This window comes from Azospirillum palustre (assembly GCF_002573965.1).
GTDB classification, from domain to species: domain Bacteria; phylum Pseudomonadota; class Alphaproteobacteria; order Azospirillales; family Azospirillaceae; genus Azospirillum; species Azospirillum palustre.
On sequence record NZ_PDKW01000042.1, the window covers coordinates 18901 to 36437 of the forward strand.

Genomic DNA, 17537 nt, shown 5'->3' on the forward strand with positions numbered 1-17537 from the left:
CACGACGATGAGGCCCGAAGGTAGAAGATCCGATGACCCGCCTCAAGCGGGTCCGCAACTGCCAGATACCGCGCCTCGTGCAGCCCGCCGTTGGCTTCGGAATATTCTGGTGTCATGGATTGGCCGATGGCATGGATTGGCCCCCACCGATCCGAACGGATTCCGATGAGTGATGTGACACCCGCGCGTACGGTCGAATTCGACTTCACCCAAGCCGACCTGACGGAGCTGGTCGCAGGCTGCGCCGCCGATCCGCTCGCCGCGATCATCCACCGCCGGATTGCACCGGGATCGCATGTTCTCGAAGCGGGCGCCGGATCGGGGAAATGGCTCAAGGCGCTTGCCGACCGGGGCTTTGCCGTCGACGGGATCGAGATCAATGCCGCGAACGTCGAGCGGTGCCGCGCCGCCTGGCCGGACATTCCCTTCATCCAGGGGGACGTCGAACGCATGCCCTACGGCGACGCCGCGTTCGACGCCATCCTCTCGCTGGGGGTCGTGGAGCATCTGATCGACGGACCCGAGGGTGCCCTGGCCGAAATGCATCGGGTGCTGAGGCCGGGCGGCACGATGATCCTGACGGTGCCCGACGCCAACGCCTCGTTCCGGCTGGAACGGGCCAAGGACCATATTTTCCACCGGCTGTATGGCTGGGACGCAGTGCGCCGCTTGCTGGGCAAGCCGACGACGACCTATTCCCGCGACACCGAAAGGCAGCGGCTGGACGCCATCGGACGGCGGCGGCGGTCGGGCATTCCCGTCAAGTTCAGCTTCGCACCGGACCATGGGCGCCGCTTCTACGAATACCGCTTCACCGCCGCGCACATCACCGGACTGATCGGAGCCGCCGGTTTCGAGACCATCGCCGTCGAGCGGCTCTATCACGCCGACCGGCTCTATCAGATTTTCGGCCGGATGGCGGGGACCGCCGGGATGAAACGGCCGGTCTCGCTCAATCCCCTGGGGCGGCTCCTGCTCTCGTCCTTGCCGCCGAGCTGGACCGATCACATGATCCTCGTCGTCGCGCGGCGACCGGACCGGCGGCATGGGTGAACAGGTCGCCGTGATCGGACGCTCCCTGCGCTGGACCTGGGGCCTCAACACCGTTGCCGCCATCCTTCAACTGGCGCTGGCCTGCCTGACCGCGCGTTTCGTGGCGCCCGCCGACTACGGGCTGATGGCCGCGGCCGCAGGCACCGTCCGTTTCGCGCTCTATCTGGCCGATCTCGGCATTTCGTCCGCCATCATCCAGAAGCCCGATTTCGACACCGCGCGCGACGGTCCGGTCTTTTTCTGGACATCGGCGGCGGCGGGGGCCGTCACCGCTTCGCTGATCTGGCTGCTCGCTCCCTGGCTGGCGGGATGGAGCGGGCATCCCGAGGCGGTCTGGCTGATCCGGGCCTACGGCTTGATCGCCGTGCTGTCCGGAGCGGGGCAGACCGGCCTTGCCCTGGCCCGGCGGCGGCTGGATTTCCGCGCCATCGGCCTGTGGGGGCTGAGCGCGATGCTGGTGGGGCAAGGGCTGGTCGCAACGCCTCTGGCCGTCGCTGGATTCGGTGCCTGGAGCCTGCTGGCGGGCGCTCTGACGCAAGCCGCCATCCTCGCGCTGCTGGCTCTCCGCTCCAGCGCCGGCATCCTGCGGATCGTTCCGCTCACCCGCATCCGCGGCATCGAACTGGCGAGGCTGTCGTCGCGCTTCCTGACATTGCGCATTCTCGACTCCGCGGGCCTGCACCTGTTGCCGGTGGCCGTCTTTCTGCTGTGCGGCGCCTATGGGGCCGGCTTGTGGGACCGCGCCTTCGCCCTTACGGTCGTGCCGTTGGAGATGGTCGCTGCCGGGCTGGGCCAAATCCTGTTCCCGCTGTTCAGCCGCCTGGGCGACGATCCGGCCGCAAGGCGGGAGGTCTGGCTGAGCAGCCTGATGCTGATGGTCACGATGACCGCCGCCATCGCCGCCGGCATGGCCGCCGCCGCGACCGCCCTGGTTCCCCTGGCGCTTGGCGAAGACTGGTCGGCCACGGCCGCCCCCTTCTTCTGGCTGGCCGTGTGGAGCGCCGTCCGGTCCGTTACCCAGGTCTCCGGCTCCCTGCTGGAAGGGGCCGGCCGGCTGACGGTCCGCGCGATGATCCAGTCGGCCTATCTGCTGGCGATAGGCGCCGCGCTGCTGCTGGTTTCGCCAGCCAGGGCCGAGGAGGTGGCGCTCTGCCTCGTCGCCGTGGAGTTGGCGGCGGCCATGCTGCTGCTGCCGGCGGCGGCGCGCACCTGCGGAGCGGCGCCGGGCGCCGTGGCCGTCCGCCTTGCCGCCGCCCTGTTGCCCACACCCGTCGTCGCGGCGGCGGCGGGGGCCGGCGTGGCGCTGGGTGGCAGCCCGGCCTCCGGCACCGTCCTTGCCATCGGCCTTTCCATCCTGGCCCTGCTCGGCACCCTGCTCTATCACCCCTATCGGCCTTTGCGTCGAACCGTCTTCCACCACCTGCTGCCGGCCCTAACCGGGCGGTCGGCCACCGTGCCGCCCGAGCCGGCTCCACCGGCCGCCGCGCCGGATGCCACGCCGGACGCATCGCCTCTGCCGCCGCCCGGAACGGCGCGGCTCGACGTGCTCGGCCTCGGCGTCGATCCCTTCAGCCTCGACCGGGCGGTGGCTGCCATCACCGACTGGATCGCCACCGGCACGCCCAGCTACATCTGCCTTGCGACGGTGCACGGGGTCATCGAAAGCCGGCGAGATCCGGAACTGGCGGCCGCCTATGCCAGGGCGTCCCTGGTCGGAACCGACGGCGTGCCGCTGGTGTGGTGGTGCCGGGCGGCGGGGCTGCCGGCCGAGCGGGTGTACGGGCCGGACCTGACGCTGGCGGTCTGCGCCGCCTCGGCCACGCAGGGGTGGCGCCATTTCCTGCTGGGCGCCACCGACGAGACGCTGGCGGCACTGACCGACAATCTCCAGCGCCGTTTCCCCGATCTCCAGATCGTCGGGACGCTGGCTCCGCCCTTCCGACCGATGACCGGGGCGGAGGAGGCGGAGATCGTCGCCGCAATCAACGCGGCCCGGCCCGACATCGTCTGGATCGGCCTCGGCGCGCCGAAACAGGAAAAATGGATGGCCCGTCATCGCGGACAGGTGGCGGCACCGATGATGATCGGGGTTGGCGCCGCCTTCGACTTCCTGGCCGGCACCAAGCGGCAGGCGCCGCCCTGGATGGGCCGCAACGGGTTGGAATGGCTGTTCCGACTGTGTTCGGAACCGCGCCGTCTGGCCCGGCGTTATCTGGTCGGCAACACGCTGTTCGTCGCGCTCACCCTCGCGCGCCTTGTCAGGGGACGGGGCTGAACGACGAAACGCGCAGCGCGCGCCGGTACAGCGCCAGCGTGGCGGCGAAGGCCGCGTCCGGCGCCAGACGACGCTCCCAGGAGTCCCGTCCCCTCGCTCCCAGACTTGCCAGAGCGCACCGATCGGCCAGAAGGGCCACGGCCTTGCGCCGCCAGTCCTCCGCATCGCCGGGACGGGCGAACAGGCGCGGGTCGCCCGCCTCCCCCAGCACATCCGCCGCCGCTCCGCCCCCGGCGCACAGCGCCGGCAATCCCGCCGCCATCGCCTCGGCCACCACCAGCGGGAAATTCTCGTAGCACAAGGACGGGAACACCAGCAGCGCCGCCCGCGCCATGGCCTGCGCCACCGTGGCGGCCGGCTGTGTCCCGTGGAAGCGGACCTGCCGGGGCGCCATGCCGCGAAGCCGGTCCATATCGGGGCCATCGCCGATGATGTCCAAGGGAGCATCCACGCCTCTCCAGGCGGACAGCAGGGTATCGAGACCCTTTTCCGGGCTGAGCCGGCCCACGAACAGCGCGCCGGCACGCGGCGGGCCGCCCGCCGGATGCCCCACCGCCGCGCCGCCGCGGGCGGACGGGTAGTCGAGCAACGGAGGGCGGACGGCGATCCGATCGGCCGGGATCCCGCCGCGCGCGAAAAGCCCGGCGGCGAACGGGGTCAGGGCGTGATAGACGGCCACGCCACGGCGATGAACGCCCCCCAGGCGCTGTGACAACGCATATCCGGCCACCGCCGCGGTGGCGGCACGGCTTCCGCGGTAACAGCCATGCCGCAAGCCCGACCATTTGAAGGTTTGCCCGACGCAGGCCTCGCACGGTGCGCCGTCGCGCAACAGCAGGGCGTTGGGACACAGCAGGCGATAGTTGTGCAGGGTCTGCACGACCGGCACGTTCATCGAGCGGGCGGCATCGAACACCGACGCGGACAGCAGCGGAAAGCTGTTGTGGACATGGACGATGTCGGGACGGAACCGCGCGATCGCAGCCCTGGTCGACGCATATCCGCTGCGCGACCACAGGGCGCCGACGGCGAGGCCAAGGGAGCCGCCGCCGTCGATGGCGGCGTTGTCCGCCGTCAGCAGATCCGTTTCCACGCCGTAACGGGCCAGCAGTTCGGTCTCGCTTTCGACCACCACATCCTCGCCGCCGCGCTGGCGGTAGCGCTCATGAACGATCAGGACGCGCATGGACCGCCATAACCTCGATCAGATGAGCGCGGACCTTCAGGCCCACCGCCGCCGGCTCCAACGCGCCGGTGTCCAGCGCCAGTCCGCCCGGCTGCTCCGCCGCCAGCCGCGCATAAGCCCGGTTCTGGCGCGCGGCCTCCTCCAGCGTCGCTTCCCCCTTCCGCCGGATCAAAACATCGGGTGGCGCGGTCAACACGACGGTGACGGCGGGATGCGGGGCGAAGCGGGCCATCAGCGCCAGGGCCGGGGCCGGAACGGCAATCCCCCGGCGACCGGGCGCCGCGCGGTAGTCGGGAACATAGCGGTCGAACACCACCACCCGTCCGGCCACCAGCGCCGGCCGGACCCACAGCAGCCCGCCCAGCCAATAATCGGCGCAGGCAATCGCCCAGCGGATCCAGGAACGGACGAGGCCGGGAGGGATCCGGGGCGCGACGTCCTCCACCGCCACGGGTGGAGGAGGCGATACGCCCAGGCGCGGCAGCAGAAACGGCCGGGTGTGGAACACGCGGACGCCGGGGGCCATGCGGCGGGGAAGCGCCGCCGTCAGCCCGGCGATCAGCGAGGACTTGCCGGCCCCATCGGGTCCGCTCACCGCCAGCAGAATGCCGGGCGGGCGGACCAGCCGCCGGCCCCAATCCAGGATTTTGGCCACCGCCAGGCGCAGGACCACAGTCGGACGGCGCCGCAACGCGACCATCAGCGCGGCGAAACGCCGTGTCGCCGGTCCACCCCATGCCCGGTCAAGACCGTCCTCGCGCCCCAGGGCCGCCAGCGCCAGCGCCGCCGGAACGTCGACGGGCGACGCGCCGCCATGCACCAGCCACTTTTCCAGGCTCCGCACGGCACGGGCATCCTCCGGCCGCAGCCGCAGCACCCCACGCTCGACGGTGGCGGCGGCGAAAAGGGCGGGCACATCGGCGAACGGCACGCCGCGGGCGCTGAGCGCACGGTGGAAATCGATCTGCGCCGCCCCCGACGGATCGGCCAAACCGGCCGCCGGATCGGCCACCCACACCGCCATCACGCCCCCCATCGGGACGGCGTTGACGACCTTCCAGCCCCTGCGTTCGGCCACGGCACGGACCAGCCCCAGCCAATCCGGCCAGCGCCGCCAGCCGGCGAGGAGATCGGCATCGGCTCCCTCGAAAGCCGCCGCCGGGTCGTCGGCGGCGTCCAGCCGCGCCAGATGCCAGCCCCGGCCCTGCGCCGTGCGCAGCAGTTCGGCCAGCAGCGCTTCCCGACTCATCGCCGCATCGCCTCGCGCACGCCATCCCACACAGCCTCGCCCACCAGCCGCTTGATGCCGGCCTTGACGCCGGCAAGCCTGCCGAGAACACCATCCGGCCGGGCCTTCAGCAGCCAGCCCAGCGCCCGCGGACCGACATGGCCGGACAGGACGATTGCCGGCAGAATGGCGTCGGACTCCGTGTCCCACCCGGCCGGCGCCACCCCCCAACCGGTGCCGCGGATATGACGGAATCCAAGCCGCCGCGCCGCCTCGGCGGCGACGGGGGTCCATATCCCGCCGGGCGGAGCCAGCCAGTCCACCGCGCCTGCCGTGAGTGCGCCGAGGCGTTCGCGGCTGTCGGACAATTCGGCGGCAAGCTCCCCGGCCGTCAGCCGGTCGAACGGCCGATGGCTCCAGCCATGGCAGCCGACGACATGGCCGGACGCCGCCAGCGCCGCCACGTCGGCCCGGCCCAGCCGCCCCGCCTCGCCGATCCGCCCGGCGGGAATGAAGAAGGCTCCGCGCCAACCCCGGCGGTCCAGGCAACGCGCCGCGGCGAGATGATCAACCGATCCATCGTCGAAGGTCAGGGCCACGCCATGGCCGTCCGCAAGCCGCAAGGTCGGCGGCCCGTCCGATGCGCAGGCCCCCAGCCGGCCCAGCAGGTCGAGATGCCGCTCCAGCATTGCGGGGGCGACATCGTGGAACCGGCGGCCCGCCGCGTCTCCGGTCAGCCGGTGATAGACGAGGAAGCACATGCTCATGGCCCGTCCTCCGCCGTCCCGCCAGCTTGTTCCATCGTCAACCCGGCCGCCGCATAGACGGCCCCGACGGCCGCCGGCCAGCCGAAGCGGTTGCCGGCGTTCCCGCCCGCCCGCCGGGACAGGGCTTGCCAGCGCGCCGGCTCCTCGATCAGGCTGCGCAGTGCTTGCGTCAGCCCGCGAACCGCTTCCGCCGGTTTCCGCGCCGGCACGGCGATCCCGCCCTCCCCGGCCATGGCGCCCGGTCCGCCCAGGGCAAGGCAGACCGGCGGCAGGCCGGCGGCCATGGCCTCGGCCACCGCGAAGCCTCCCGAATCATGCAGGGCCGGCAACAGCAGCACCCGCCCGGCGGCCATCAGCCGCCATGCTTCCTCCTGCGGCAAACGGCCGTGGAAGAGGATCCTGCCGGCAATGCCGAGCCGCGCCGCCCGGCTTTCCAGCCAGCCTCTGTCGGGACCGTCGCCGACGATGTCCAACCTCCAGTCGCCGGACAGTCCGGCCACCGCCTCCAGCGCAAGGCGGGCTCCCTTGTGGGGAAGCAGGTCGCCGAGATAGATCAGCCTTGCCGGTACCGCCTTCGGGACGGTTTCGCCCAGGGATGCCAGCATCGCCAGCCGGTCCGCCTCCAGCGCCACCTGCGAGCGGACGATCACCCGGCGCGCCCCCAGCCGGGCCAGACGTTCGGCTGTTTCCGGCGTGGCCGCGACCGCGACCCGGCACGCCGCGGCGGTGGCGCGCGCCCAGGGCAGCCAGGGGGACGCACGGTGAAGGAGCCAGCGCGCCGCCTCCCACAGCGCCGCCTTCATCCCCAAGCCCGGCCAGAAGGCGGCGGGTTCGATCTCGCCGCCGCCGACCGGCCCCCAGATGAAGGGAACGCCCAGGCGCGCCGCCTCGGTCAGGGCGCAGGGCGACCAGAATTGAGCGAAGGTGACGTGTTGGGCCGCATCGAAGCGGGTGGCGGACAACAGGCTGCGCACCCGCCCCTTGACTGCGACCTGCCACAGGCAATAGCGCAGCCGCTTGCCGGGCCCGCCGAGCCTGCGGAAACCGGCGTCCAGCCAGGATGGCAGGTCGTAATAGTGGACATGCAGGCGGGGCGGCGGCCCCCCCGCCATCGCGCGCTCGATCTCCGTCCGCCAGCGCTTGCGGGTCAGAACATGCGTCTCATGCCCGGCCTCTATCAGGGCGGTTGCCCAGCCCCAGCCCAGGCCGGGTTCGGAGCCGCGGCCGGGCGCGCAGGCGTAGGCGGAGAGCAGCACCCGCATGGCCGTCAGCGCCTCCGCGCCAGAGCGATCAGCCCATCGCGCGCCAGTTCGCGGTCGGGCAGATGGGAGAACTCGGCATGCGGCGGGGCGCGCCGCAGTTCCGCGAGATCGTCGGCCCCGCCGCCGGTGGTTTCCCAGAACAGGATGTCGAACGGCGCCTCCTCCAGCAACGCGCGATGCTGCACCGCGCGCAGCCGGTTCAGCGGGGTGTAGGGATTGTCGAACCAGCGACGCCACGTCGTTTCGGAATACCGCAGGAAATGGAAGCGTGGCAGGGCCGGATCGAAATGGTGATACAGGTCGGTCAGTTCGATCGACAGCAGATAGAGGCCACCGGGCCGCAGCAGCCGGGCGGCATCGCGATGGATGGCGCGCAACCGGTCGGGCGCCGGATATTGCAGCACCTGCGTCGCCGTGATCAGATCGAATCCGGCGTCGGGAAACGGCAGGGGTGGCGACAGCGGGGCGCGATAGGCGATGCCCAGCCGCTCCAGCCAGCCGGCCGGAGGCTCGTCCGCCGCCGGGGCCAGCGGGGCGGCGGCGGGATCCAGCCGGTCGAGAATCGCCGCGGCGGCGGCAGCGTCCTCCGGCCGCATGAGGCGGGCGACGTCGATGATCGTCTGCCGGGCCAGTCCATGACGGCGCAGGATCAGCGGAATGACCGGAAGCCAGCCTCCGCCGATCTCCAGATGATCGGTCAGTGCTTCCGCCTCCGTCCCGCCGGCCGCCCGGAGTATCTCCAGATACCGCCCGGCGACGGCGAGTTTCTGAACCGTCACCTCCTCCAGATCGGCCAGGATCCGCCGCCGTCGCGTCCGCTCGTAATGCGCCGCGCCGCCGGGAACGGCGCCGATCAGCCGCTGGATCGCCACCTTGGCCAGAAATCTCATCATGGGAAGCTGTCCTGTGGTCGCGGCGGCGGGGCGTTCACCGGCCGAAGGGTCACGAGCGCACGGTTGACCACCCGGCTTTCGGTCGGAAAGGCCGCCGCCGCCGCCGCGAGCGCGCGGTCCAGCGCCCCCCACAATCCGCGGGCATCGATCTCCCACGAATGACCCCACAGGTGGAAGACCCCATGGCGAAGCGCCGTCCGCCGCGCCAGCACGGCAAGGGCGTCGCCCAGAGCGACGTCCTGGGCCACTCCCCCCCGCAGTGCCAGGGCGCGCAGGATCGCCAGCCGGCTCCCCCCGCCGCCGTGGCGCAGCCAGTTGCGCCAAAGCGCCGCCGGCCGATGAGGGTAGATCTGGGCGGTCGTGGCCATGGCAAAGGGGTCGGCGCCGGCATCGATGCGGAGCATCTGGGTGGTCCTGGCGTAGGAGAACCCCAGTTCCCGCGCCAGAAGCCGGCCCCAGCGCCCGGGCCGGCCCCCTGGGAAGCAGAAGCCGTCCACCGGCCGGCCAAGGATGTCCTCCAGCGCAGCGCGTCCATCTGCCATCTGGCGTCCGGCATCCGCCCGCGACAGGCCCGGCAGCCGGCGATGGTCGGCGGTGTGGGAGCCGATCTCGAATCCTGCGGCCGCCAGTTCCCGCAGGTCGGCCGCCGTCATCACCGGCCGGTCCGCCCGGTTGCGCACCGGGACGTAGAAGGTACCGGTCACGCCATGGCGGAGCAGCCTCTCGGCCAGCCTCATGTCGAGCGGATGACCGTCGTCCCATGAGGTGGTCAGGAGGGAAGCCGACGGAGACGGTTCAGCCATGGTCGGCCTTCCGCGCCAGGACGATACCGCCGACATGAAACGGCGCATGGGGCCACAGCGCCCGGTCCAGCGGCTCCAGCAGCCGTGCCAGCGTGTGGAACGGCGCGGCCAGAAGCAGGGAGAACCCGAGCCGGAGGGCGTCGGCCGGCGTCCTGCCGGACCGCCAGCCCTGTCGCCGCGTGACCAGCAGGCGGCCGGGAACCGAGGCCATGAGGCTGGCAACCGCATAAAGAGGTCCGCCGATCGACTGCGCTGCCACGGGCGTCAAGCCGGCACGTTCCAGTTCCAGGGTCATGCCGTCCAGTGTCCAGCGCCAGAGGTCGCGGTCGCGCCCCTGCACGGTGATGAAAGGGTGGACGACAAGGATCAGGCCACCCGGACTCAGCACACGCGCCGCTTCCGCCAAGGCAGCCCGGGGATCCGTCACATGCTGCAACAGGTGACAGGCGATCACCACCGAAAAGCACCGGTCGGCGAATGGCAGATTCTGGATGTCGGCCACCGCCCGGACCCGGTCGCCCGGGCCGATGTCGACCGTGACGATCTGCGTTTCCGGGCCGAGCGCCCGCCGCAACGCGGCGCCATAGGGATCGGGTCCGGCCCCGATGTCCAGGCAAGGCGATTGCGAGGGCGCGGCGCCGGCCAGATGGGCGGCGATGAAGCGGCGGACCATCGTCCGCTCCGGCAGCAGCAGGTCGAGCGCCAGCCGATAGAGGGCGGCGAACCGGTCGATCATCGGGTCACCTCGGGCAACAGACGGCCGATCAGGGCCAGCAGCCGCACTCGCCGGCGACACTCGGACGACCGCGCATCCCCCAGCCATGCCGCCGCCGCTTGCTCCAGTTCCAGGCGACGGCCGAGGTGAAGCAGGAAGATCGCCGCCAGATGCCGCGCCCCGGTGAGCCTGACGAGCCATCCGGCGGTTCGGGCGACCACCCCGTCGCCGCCGATGGCGGCGGCACGCCGCAGCAGGGGAACAGCGGTCCAATAGAGGCGGTCATGGCCGAGCGGGGCGTTGGCGACTCCATATTCGAAATCGATCAGGGTGGGCGGCGCAGCGCGGCGGCGCAGCACGTTCCAATGGATGAAATCGCCATGCGCCCGCCGGCAAGCCACCGGGCGGTCGCCCTCCTCATCCAGCAACCCGCGCCTGTGCCGGGTGACGGCGGAGCGTGGGTCGCCCTCCCCCTCCGGCACCATTTCCGCCAAAACCGCCGACAATGGCCGGACGACGCTCTTGCCGCCGACGCCCTGATCGAACGGCCCGGATCGGACGAGAAGCGACCGCCAGCGCGATTGGGGAACCCCGTTGGCGTGTGACAGCCAAAGCGCCGCCCAATCATCCCCGTCATGAAACCCCAGCAAGGCTGGACGGACGAACGGCGACCGCGGCGGCGGCGCGGCATAGGCGGCGGCCTCGCGTCGGGCCAGCGCCACGGCGAAGCCGCCGAAGGCCAGCTTGACGAATCCGGCGCCGTCGCCGAGCCGAACCGCCAGCCGCCCGAACTGGAGACGATCCGTCCAGATCGGTTCCGCATCGATGCCCGCAGCGGAAAGCCGATGCGCAATGTCGTGCCCGTCGATCTCCGGCCGTGGAACCGTAGAGCCGCAAACCGTCATGACGATACCCCCGCGAGGCCGAGGATCCGGCGGGCCGCGGCGGCATAGGCGTCGGCCGCCCGCTCCACCCCCAGCGCGTCGCCGGTGCGCCACGCCCCCCGGCGCAGGCGGGCCAGCAAGGCCGCATCCCCGGCAAGCCGCTCCATCGCCGCGGCAATCTCGGCGGGATCGACGGCATCGGTCAGAAGGCAGCTTTCGCCGTCCTCCAGATAGGCGAATTCCGGACCGTGGGGAGCGCCGGCGCGACAGGCGATCACGGGAACCCCATGCGCCGCGGCGTGAGCCGCCACCAGACCGACCGAGCCGGGCACCACCACTGCGGTGGCGAGCGCGAACAGCGCGGCCAAGGCGGCGGGATCGAACTCCGCCGCAGCGAAGCGCACCGTCGGCAGGTCGGCCGCCAAGGTTCTCAGACGCCCGTCTTCGACACCGGAGCCGACGACCAGCAGGCTGGCCTTGACGCCGTGGCCGGCGAGCAAACGCATGGCCCCGATGGCGGCGTCCACCCGCTTGGTCGCGTAGAGCCGGCCGATGAACAGGAAGACCGCTCCGTCGGGCAACCCGTACCGGCGCCGGGCGTCTTCCACCGCCGTCGGCGGCAAGGCCGCCAAAGACGCCCGCGCCTGTTCGACATCGACGCTGTTGCCGCAGACGAAGATGCGGTCCGCGGGAATCCCGATGGCCAGACAGTCACGCATCCCCTCTTCGGTGTAGGGGAGAACGGCATCGGCGCTACGGGCGAGGATGCGGCGCAATCGACGCCGCACCGGCCCCAGCGGCCAGCGTCCCGGTTGGGAAAGCGCGAAATGGCCACTGATCATCACCTTGGGCCGCCCGAGCAGACGACGGGCCAGACAGACCGCCCAAACGCCCAGGTCGTGGGTGTGCAGGCCGACACAGGCGGCGTCGAAGCGGCCGCCCAGGGCGGCGAAGCTGCCGGCCGTCCAGGCGAAACGGCCGCCGCAGAGCCGAGGCCAGAAGATGTTACGGCCACGATGCGCGGCAATCGGCAGTGCCGCCGTGCTGGCCGCCGCCGTCAGGCCGGCCTGCCCATCCCCATGATACACGATGAAACGCGGAACGGCCGATTGCGCCAGCGCCCGCATCAGCCCGAAGCGATAATCGGGGACCACGCCCTCCACCAGGAGAACACGGCGGTCCGGCGTCGGGTCAGGGCGAAGCGCCGCCACCACCCCCTTGATCAAAGGGGCAGCCCACCAGACCGGCCACAGGGGGCCGCCGTGCCGACGGGCGAAGACGAACCAGGCCCGCCATGGACGGCCACGCGGGCCGGTCACCGCCCGCAGACGGGCGACGAGGGAAAGGTCGGGATCGCGCCAGGGCGGCGGCCGGGTGTCCCGGTCGCAGTGACCGGACCAACCGGGCGCGACGGCCACGTCGATGTCAAGGGCCAGCGCCCGCAGCCCATAGTCGGTGTCGGCCATGCTCTGGACGCCGGCGAACACCGGGTCGATCCCGCCGAGGCGCGAGGCGGCCGCACGCGGCACCAGCAGGACATTTCCGTTGACCAGTTCGCAGTCCCTGGGGAGATCGCTCACCGGCAACCGCACCGACCGCAACGGATGGAACCCGCTGCGCCGCCCGCCACCAAAAGTCACTGATCCGTCCTCCGTCGACAGCACGGATCCGGCGACGATCAGCGGCCGCCCATGGTCCCTCAGCCAGCGGTCATGGGTTTCGACCAGCCGCGCCAACGCATCCGGCCGCAATACGACATCGTCGTTGAGCCAGAGTTGGAAGTCGGACTCCGCAGAACCGGACCGCAGGCCAAGCGCCATCGCGCCCGCCCACCAAAGCGTGCCGTCGGCCGTCACGATGCGCGTGGCGGGAAAAAGCTCCGCCACCGCCGACGCCGTGCCATCGGTGCAGCCATCATCCACAAGGATCGTTTCGATATCGAAATCTGATATCCGCCGCGCTGCTGCATCCAGCGCCTCAAGGCAGCGAAGCGTGACCGCGCGCCGGTTGTGGCAGGCGATCACCGTCGTGAGGCTGCGCCGGATCATGGTTGCCCCGTCGCGACGCCGTCGGGACTCTCGCGCTCCAACGGCACGGTCGCCGGCGTCCGCGCGCCGGTCGCCCAGGCCATCGGGGATCGCGCCGGGGATCGCCCCAGGGATCGCGCCCCGGCGCCACCGGCTGCCGCGATCCCAGCCAGCGCGCCCAGCCACACGCCCTGCTCCGAGAGGTGGTTGTAGGGAATGTCGTAGATGACAATCGTGGCCAGCAGGGAGACGAGGCAAGGCCGCCATTCGGCAAGCCCGGCCGGGAGCCGCGCCAGCAATCCGGCGGCGGTCCGGGCAAAGCCGTACACCCACAATCCAACGCCGACCAGCCCCGTATCCAGAAGCATGGCGATGTAGAAATTGTGCGGCGACTGGAACACGGTCGTCCAGCCGATCTGCCGTTCGTAGCCGGCGCCATACCCGGCACCGAACAGGATCGTCGGCCACCCGCTGGAATAGACGCGCTCCAGCAGCAGTTTCCAGCCGGTGATGCGCCAGCCCAGACTGCTCTCCGTGGTGAAGGGTTCTTCGATGGCCGACTGGAACGCAAGCGTCAGGAGGTTTCCCCCCATGCCCTGGTACAGCATCCAAAGCAGGGCCAGCCCCACGCCGCCCAGCAGCAGAAATGGCGCGAACCGGGCGAGCCTTTGCCGGCTGGACGTCAGCAATGCGCCAAGGCCGGCGAACGTCGCCCCCCACACACTCCTGTGAAAGAGGCTGAAAGACACGAGCAGCAGAACGATGGAAAGCACCCACACCACCAGGGAGGAGCGGATCTGCGACCATACGGCAAGCCCGGCCAGTCCGGCCTGCGCCAGGATCAACGCCGAGGCGGCCGGCAGCACCCGCACCTGATCGAAGGCATACAGGGATCCCTGCGTCCAGTCGCGGCCGCGGGGGATGACTCCGCCCAGCAGCCACTCGCCGGCGGCCAGCGCCGCCAGGGCCGTCCCGGCGATCAGCCAGATTTGCACCAGCCGCCCCAAGCGCGGCGGCGTCCAGGCGACGGTGAGGCTATAGGACAGGGCTGCGAGCACGTAAAAATGCTGACGATAGAAACTTACCGCCGGTTGCAGTCCAAAACTGCCCACGCCAACGGCGAAACACAGGAATCCGTATCCGAGGATGACCAGCCAAAGAAATTGGAAACACGTCATCCGTCCCGCCACCAGGATGCGGAAGAAGGCGGCGATCAGCAATCCCATCGCCACCAGATCGAAGGGCGACACCGTATAGCCGGCGACCGGGAAGCCGAGGTCGATGCCGAGCTGCGTCTCCAGGAGGCTCATGGCGAGCACGGCGACAACCCCGACCTCCCAGACAACGGTTGCGGACGCCGCCAGCACGGAGAAGCCGAGCAGGGCCGCAGGCCCCTGCATGGTGCTGAAGAACTGCTGGAAAAACTCGCCGTCCATCGGTCGCGGTCTTCTCTCGTTCAATGCTTGAGATGGGAGAGGCGCCGCTCGAAGTCGGCGGCCGCCGCCGGTTCCGCCGCCAACCCCTGGCGCACGATCTCCTCCGCGCCAAAGCGGACGGCGAGCTCGGTCACGCTTCCCGGCCCCCAGGCGAAGAAAGTGCGCACCTGCAAATCCATGGCGTCCCGCCCGTCGGCGTCCATGTAGGGCCACAGGGCGAAGCCGCTCTGCAGGCGTCTCGCCATCGCGGCGGGATCGAAGGCTCCCGCGACGACCGCCATGCGCCACGCCCGGGCGGCTTCGAGCGGGCGATGGCGGAGTTGCTCGGTGAAGGCCAGCCGTTCCCAGTTGGCCGCGACCAGCGGCGCCCCCAGGAGCGCCCGATGCAGGTCGGCCACGGTGGCGGCAAGACGATCCTCGCGCTCCGCCCGGCTTTCCGCGTTGGAAAACCCGGCGAGACGCAGGGCGGCGGCAACGGCGGCGGCGCGCGCCACACCGGACCCGGCTGCCTCCCGGCTCAACGCATCGACAAACTCCGCCGGCGCCGCCCGCGGGGCACGGGTGGCGCTCTGCAGCAGCGTCCATTCCGCACCCAGCCGTCCGAAGCAAAGGACCAGGACGAACAGGCCGCACAGCACGGACACCGCGACGGCGGCTTTCGATGCAGAGGCAGGGTGCCGCCCCCCCGAGGCCGTCACCGGCCTAGTTGGTGTAATAGTTGCGGTGCTTGCCATAGTAATACCCCATGTCGCGGTAACCATAGCTGGCATGCTTTCGTACGTTGACGCGCGTCAGAAGCACCCCGGCGACATTCGCCTTGGCATCCGTCAGCATGCGGACCGCGGCAAGCACGCTCTCCCGCGGGGTGGCGTTCCAGCGCAGGCAGAACAGGGTCGCATCGGCATGGCGCGCGAGGATCTGCACGTCGGCGACCGAGAGCACCGGGGGACAGTCGAAGATCACCAGGTCATAGGCGTCGCGCATCGCCTGCATGGTCTGCTGCACCTTGTCGGCCATGGCCAGCATGTCCACCGGCCTCCGGCCATCGGCCCTGGCGGTCAGGATGTCGAGGCCGGTCAGGGGATCGCGGATCACCGCGCTGCGGAAATCCAAACCCTCGGTCAGCACCTCGGCCAGGCTCAGATCCGATGCTTTCCCAACCTTGGCGCCGATCGAGGCCCGACGCATGTCGGCATCGACCAGCAGCACCCGCAGGCCCAGCATCGCGGCGGTCCGGCCGATCGACAAGGACGTCAGGCTTTTGCCTTCGTCGGGAACCGTCGAGGTGATGACCAGTGTCTTCGGTTCCGGGCGGTCCGGCGGATGGCGGATGGCGAAGCAGGCGATACGGAACGCCTCGGCGTAGGAGGAGGCCGGGCGCTCCACCAGATAGGCGGCGACGCTGCCGGCCGGCCCGCTGATCTGTGGCACCAGCCCGAGCGCCGGCAGGCCGGTCAGCTGCTCCAGCTGGTCCTTGGTCCGGATGGTGTTGTCGAACTTCTCGACCAGCAGCACCAGGGCGAGCGCCGACATCATTCCGCCCAACGTGGCCGCCAGGATCAGCATGAATTTCTTCGGCGAGGTCGGTGACCGCGGGCGCTCGGAGAAGGAGATGATGCGGGCGTCCGGCTGCTGGATCGTCTCCTGCTGGTCGGTTTCCTTGAAACGGTTGAGGAAGGTTTCGTAGAGAATGCGGTTGGCCTGAGCCTCGCGTTCCAGTTCGCGCAAGCCGATTTCCGCGTTGTTCTGGCTGAAGGATCGCGACTCCATCTCGCGGATCTCGCGGGACATCGACTGTTCGCGATCTTGCAGAACAGCCAATTCGCCGCGCAGCCCCTGGGTCAGGCGAGCGATCTCGGCGGAAATCTTGCCGCGAATCTCCCCCAGCTCGGCACGGATCTTCGCGATCTGCGGATGGCGCTCGCCATAGCGCGACGCGAGGTCGGAGGCTTGGCCGGACAGCGTCGCCTCCTGCTCCTTCAGCCGCGAGAGGAACGACGAGTCAAGCAGTTCGTCCGAAGCCGCCATGCCCCGCCCGGCCCGGCCCACAGCCTCCAGCCGCGCGATCCTTGCCGCGACCTCGGCCCGCTTGCTCTGGGTCTCCACCAGGCGCGAGTTCTGCTCGGTCAGTTTCTGCTGGGTCGTGGACGCGCCGTGGCTTTCCAGAAGATTGTGGGTGGCGCGATAGGCACTGATCGCCTGTTCGCTCGCCGCCAGATCCCGGCGCAATCCCTCCAGCCGTTCGTTCAGCCAGTTGGTGGCGTAACGGACCGCCTGGAATTTCGCTTCGAGCTGCTCGGTGATGTAATGTTCGGCGAACGCGTTGGCGATGCGCGACGCCGCGGCCGGATTGGGGGAGCGGTACGAGATCCGGATGACCATCGACTGCGGAACGGCGGCGACGCCCAATCCGCTGCGCAGCCTGTCGATCACCTCGGCGCGTTTGCTCGCTTCGGCTTCTGCCGGCGTGGGGTCCATGGGGGCCGGGGACTCCAGCGACAGCATGTCCCGGACCTGGGTGACCACGCTCCTGAGCGAACTGAAGTCGAACAGCGATGGCTGCTCCGGCCGGAGAGCGGTGTTGAACTCGGGATCGTCATAGAGATTGAGAGCATCGGCCACCCGCGTGGCAAGAGTGCGGGACTGCAAAACCTCCACCTCGCTACTGACGGTGACCAGCTGGGGTGAGAGCTGCGAGAGAATCTCCTTGATGTCGACGATGCGCGTCCGCCGGCTGTCGATCATCACTTCCGCCGTCGCCGTGTAGACCGGCTGGATGCGGGACACGAGAAGCCAGGCGCCGCCCGCGGCGATCGCCGTCAGCAGCAGAATGTAGTAACGCCGCCGCCAAAGAGTGATCAGCGTCTGCTTGAAGTCGAGTTCACCCACCAGTCCCAGGGCGTGCCGCGCCGGGGCATCGTGATGTCGGGGAGCGTGGTGCCGAGGAGCGTAATGATCGGCGGAAGTCATGGTGTCGGCATTCCCAGTTCAGCAATCCTCAAGCGCAC

Annotated in this window: 14 protein-coding genes; 2 read left to right on the top strand and 12 right to left on the bottom strand. The window is 70.3% G+C overall.

All coding sequences use genetic code 11. From position 1 onward, the window contains the following. Nucleotides 1–114 precede the first annotated feature (114 nt). The gene (locus CRT60_RS17955) at nt 115–1053 is read left to right on the top strand and encodes a class I SAM-dependent methyltransferase (RefSeq protein ID WP_098737940.1); all 939 of its coding nucleotides are present in this window, start codon (nt 115–117) and stop codon (nt 1051–1053) included. Continuing rightward, nucleotides 1046–3328, top strand: a complete 2283-nt coding sequence (locus CRT60_RS17960) for a WecB/TagA/CpsF family glycosyltransferase (RefSeq protein WP_098737941.1) — start codon at nt 1046–1048, stop codon at nt 3326–3328. Before CRT60_RS17955 ends, CRT60_RS17960 begins: the two co-directional genes overlap by 8 nt. Here the strand turns inward: CRT60_RS17960 and CRT60_RS17965 are convergent. From CRT60_RS17965 to CRT60_RS18010, 12 genes are read right to left on the bottom strand one after another with little or no spacing between them, the layout of a single operon-like run. After that, a complete protein-coding gene (locus tag CRT60_RS17965) occupies nt 3312–4514 on the bottom strand; it encodes a glycosyltransferase (protein ID WP_098737942.1) in 1203 nt (400 codons plus the stop codon). The genes CRT60_RS17960 and CRT60_RS17965 overlap by 17 nt on opposite strands. Then, entirely contained in the window at nt 4492–5763 is a 1272-nt protein-coding gene (locus tag CRT60_RS17970) for a nucleoside/nucleotide kinase family protein (protein ID WP_098737943.1), read from the bottom strand. The genes CRT60_RS17965 and CRT60_RS17970 overlap by 23 nt, the downstream gene beginning before the upstream one ends. Beyond that, nucleotides 5760–6509 carry a polysaccharide deacetylase family protein gene (locus CRT60_RS17975; protein WP_098737944.1) on the bottom strand — a complete coding sequence of 250 codons (750 nt, stop codon included), beginning with the start codon at nt 6507–6509 and terminating at the stop codon, nt 5760–5762. The genes CRT60_RS17970 and CRT60_RS17975 overlap by 4 nt, the downstream gene beginning before the upstream one ends. Further along, nucleotides 6506–7771: a glycosyltransferase gene (locus tag CRT60_RS17980; protein ID WP_098737945.1), complete on the bottom strand. Its 1266-nt coding sequence runs from the start codon at nt 7769–7771 to the stop codon at nt 6506–6508. The genes CRT60_RS17975 and CRT60_RS17980 overlap by 4 nt, the downstream gene beginning before the upstream one ends. A gap of 5 nt (nt 7772–7776) precedes the next feature. Beyond that, complete coding sequence (locus tag CRT60_RS17985; protein WP_098737946.1) at nt 7777–8664, bottom strand: class I SAM-dependent methyltransferase; 888 nt, start codon at nt 8662–8664, stop codon at nt 7777–7779. Further along, nucleotides 8661–9467: a polysaccharide deacetylase family protein gene (locus tag CRT60_RS17990; protein WP_161958083.1), complete on the bottom strand. Its 807-nt coding sequence runs from the start codon at nt 9465–9467 to the stop codon at nt 8661–8663. The genes CRT60_RS17985 and CRT60_RS17990 overlap by 4 nt, the downstream gene beginning before the upstream one ends. After that, nucleotides 9460–10203: a class I SAM-dependent methyltransferase gene (locus tag CRT60_RS17995; protein WP_161958084.1), complete on the bottom strand. Its 744-nt coding sequence runs from the start codon at nt 10201–10203 to the stop codon at nt 9460–9462. The genes CRT60_RS17990 and CRT60_RS17995 overlap by 8 nt, the downstream gene beginning before the upstream one ends. Beyond that, nucleotides 10200–11087, bottom strand: coding sequence for a hypothetical protein (locus tag CRT60_RS36210; RefSeq protein ID WP_161958085.1), 888 nt, complete (start codon nt 11085–11087; stop codon nt 10200–10202). Before CRT60_RS36210 ends, CRT60_RS17995 begins: the two co-directional genes overlap by 4 nt. Further along, nucleotides 11084–13114 carry a glycosyltransferase gene (locus CRT60_RS18000; protein ID WP_161958086.1) on the bottom strand — a complete coding sequence of 677 codons (2031 nt, stop codon included), beginning with the start codon at nt 13112–13114 and terminating at the stop codon, nt 11084–11086. Before CRT60_RS18000 ends, CRT60_RS36210 begins: the two co-directional genes overlap by 4 nt. Next, the gene (locus CRT60_RS36215; protein ID WP_161958087.1) at nt 13111–14529 is read right to left on the bottom strand and encodes a hypothetical protein; all 1419 of its coding nucleotides are present in this window, start codon (nt 14527–14529) and stop codon (nt 13111–13113) included. The genes CRT60_RS18000 and CRT60_RS36215 overlap by 4 nt, the downstream gene beginning before the upstream one ends. A gap of 20 nt (nt 14530–14549) precedes the next feature. Then, nucleotides 14550–15173 (bottom strand): hypothetical protein, encoded by a 624-nt coding sequence (locus tag CRT60_RS18005; protein WP_098737950.1) that lies wholly within the window; start codon nt 15171–15173, stop codon nt 14550–14552. A gap of 58 nt (nt 15174–15231) precedes the next feature. After that, nucleotides 15232–17499: a GumC family protein gene (locus CRT60_RS18010; RefSeq protein WP_098737951.1), complete on the bottom strand. Its 2268-nt coding sequence runs from the start codon at nt 17497–17499 to the stop codon at nt 15232–15234. Nucleotides 17500–17537 lie beyond the last annotated feature (38 nt).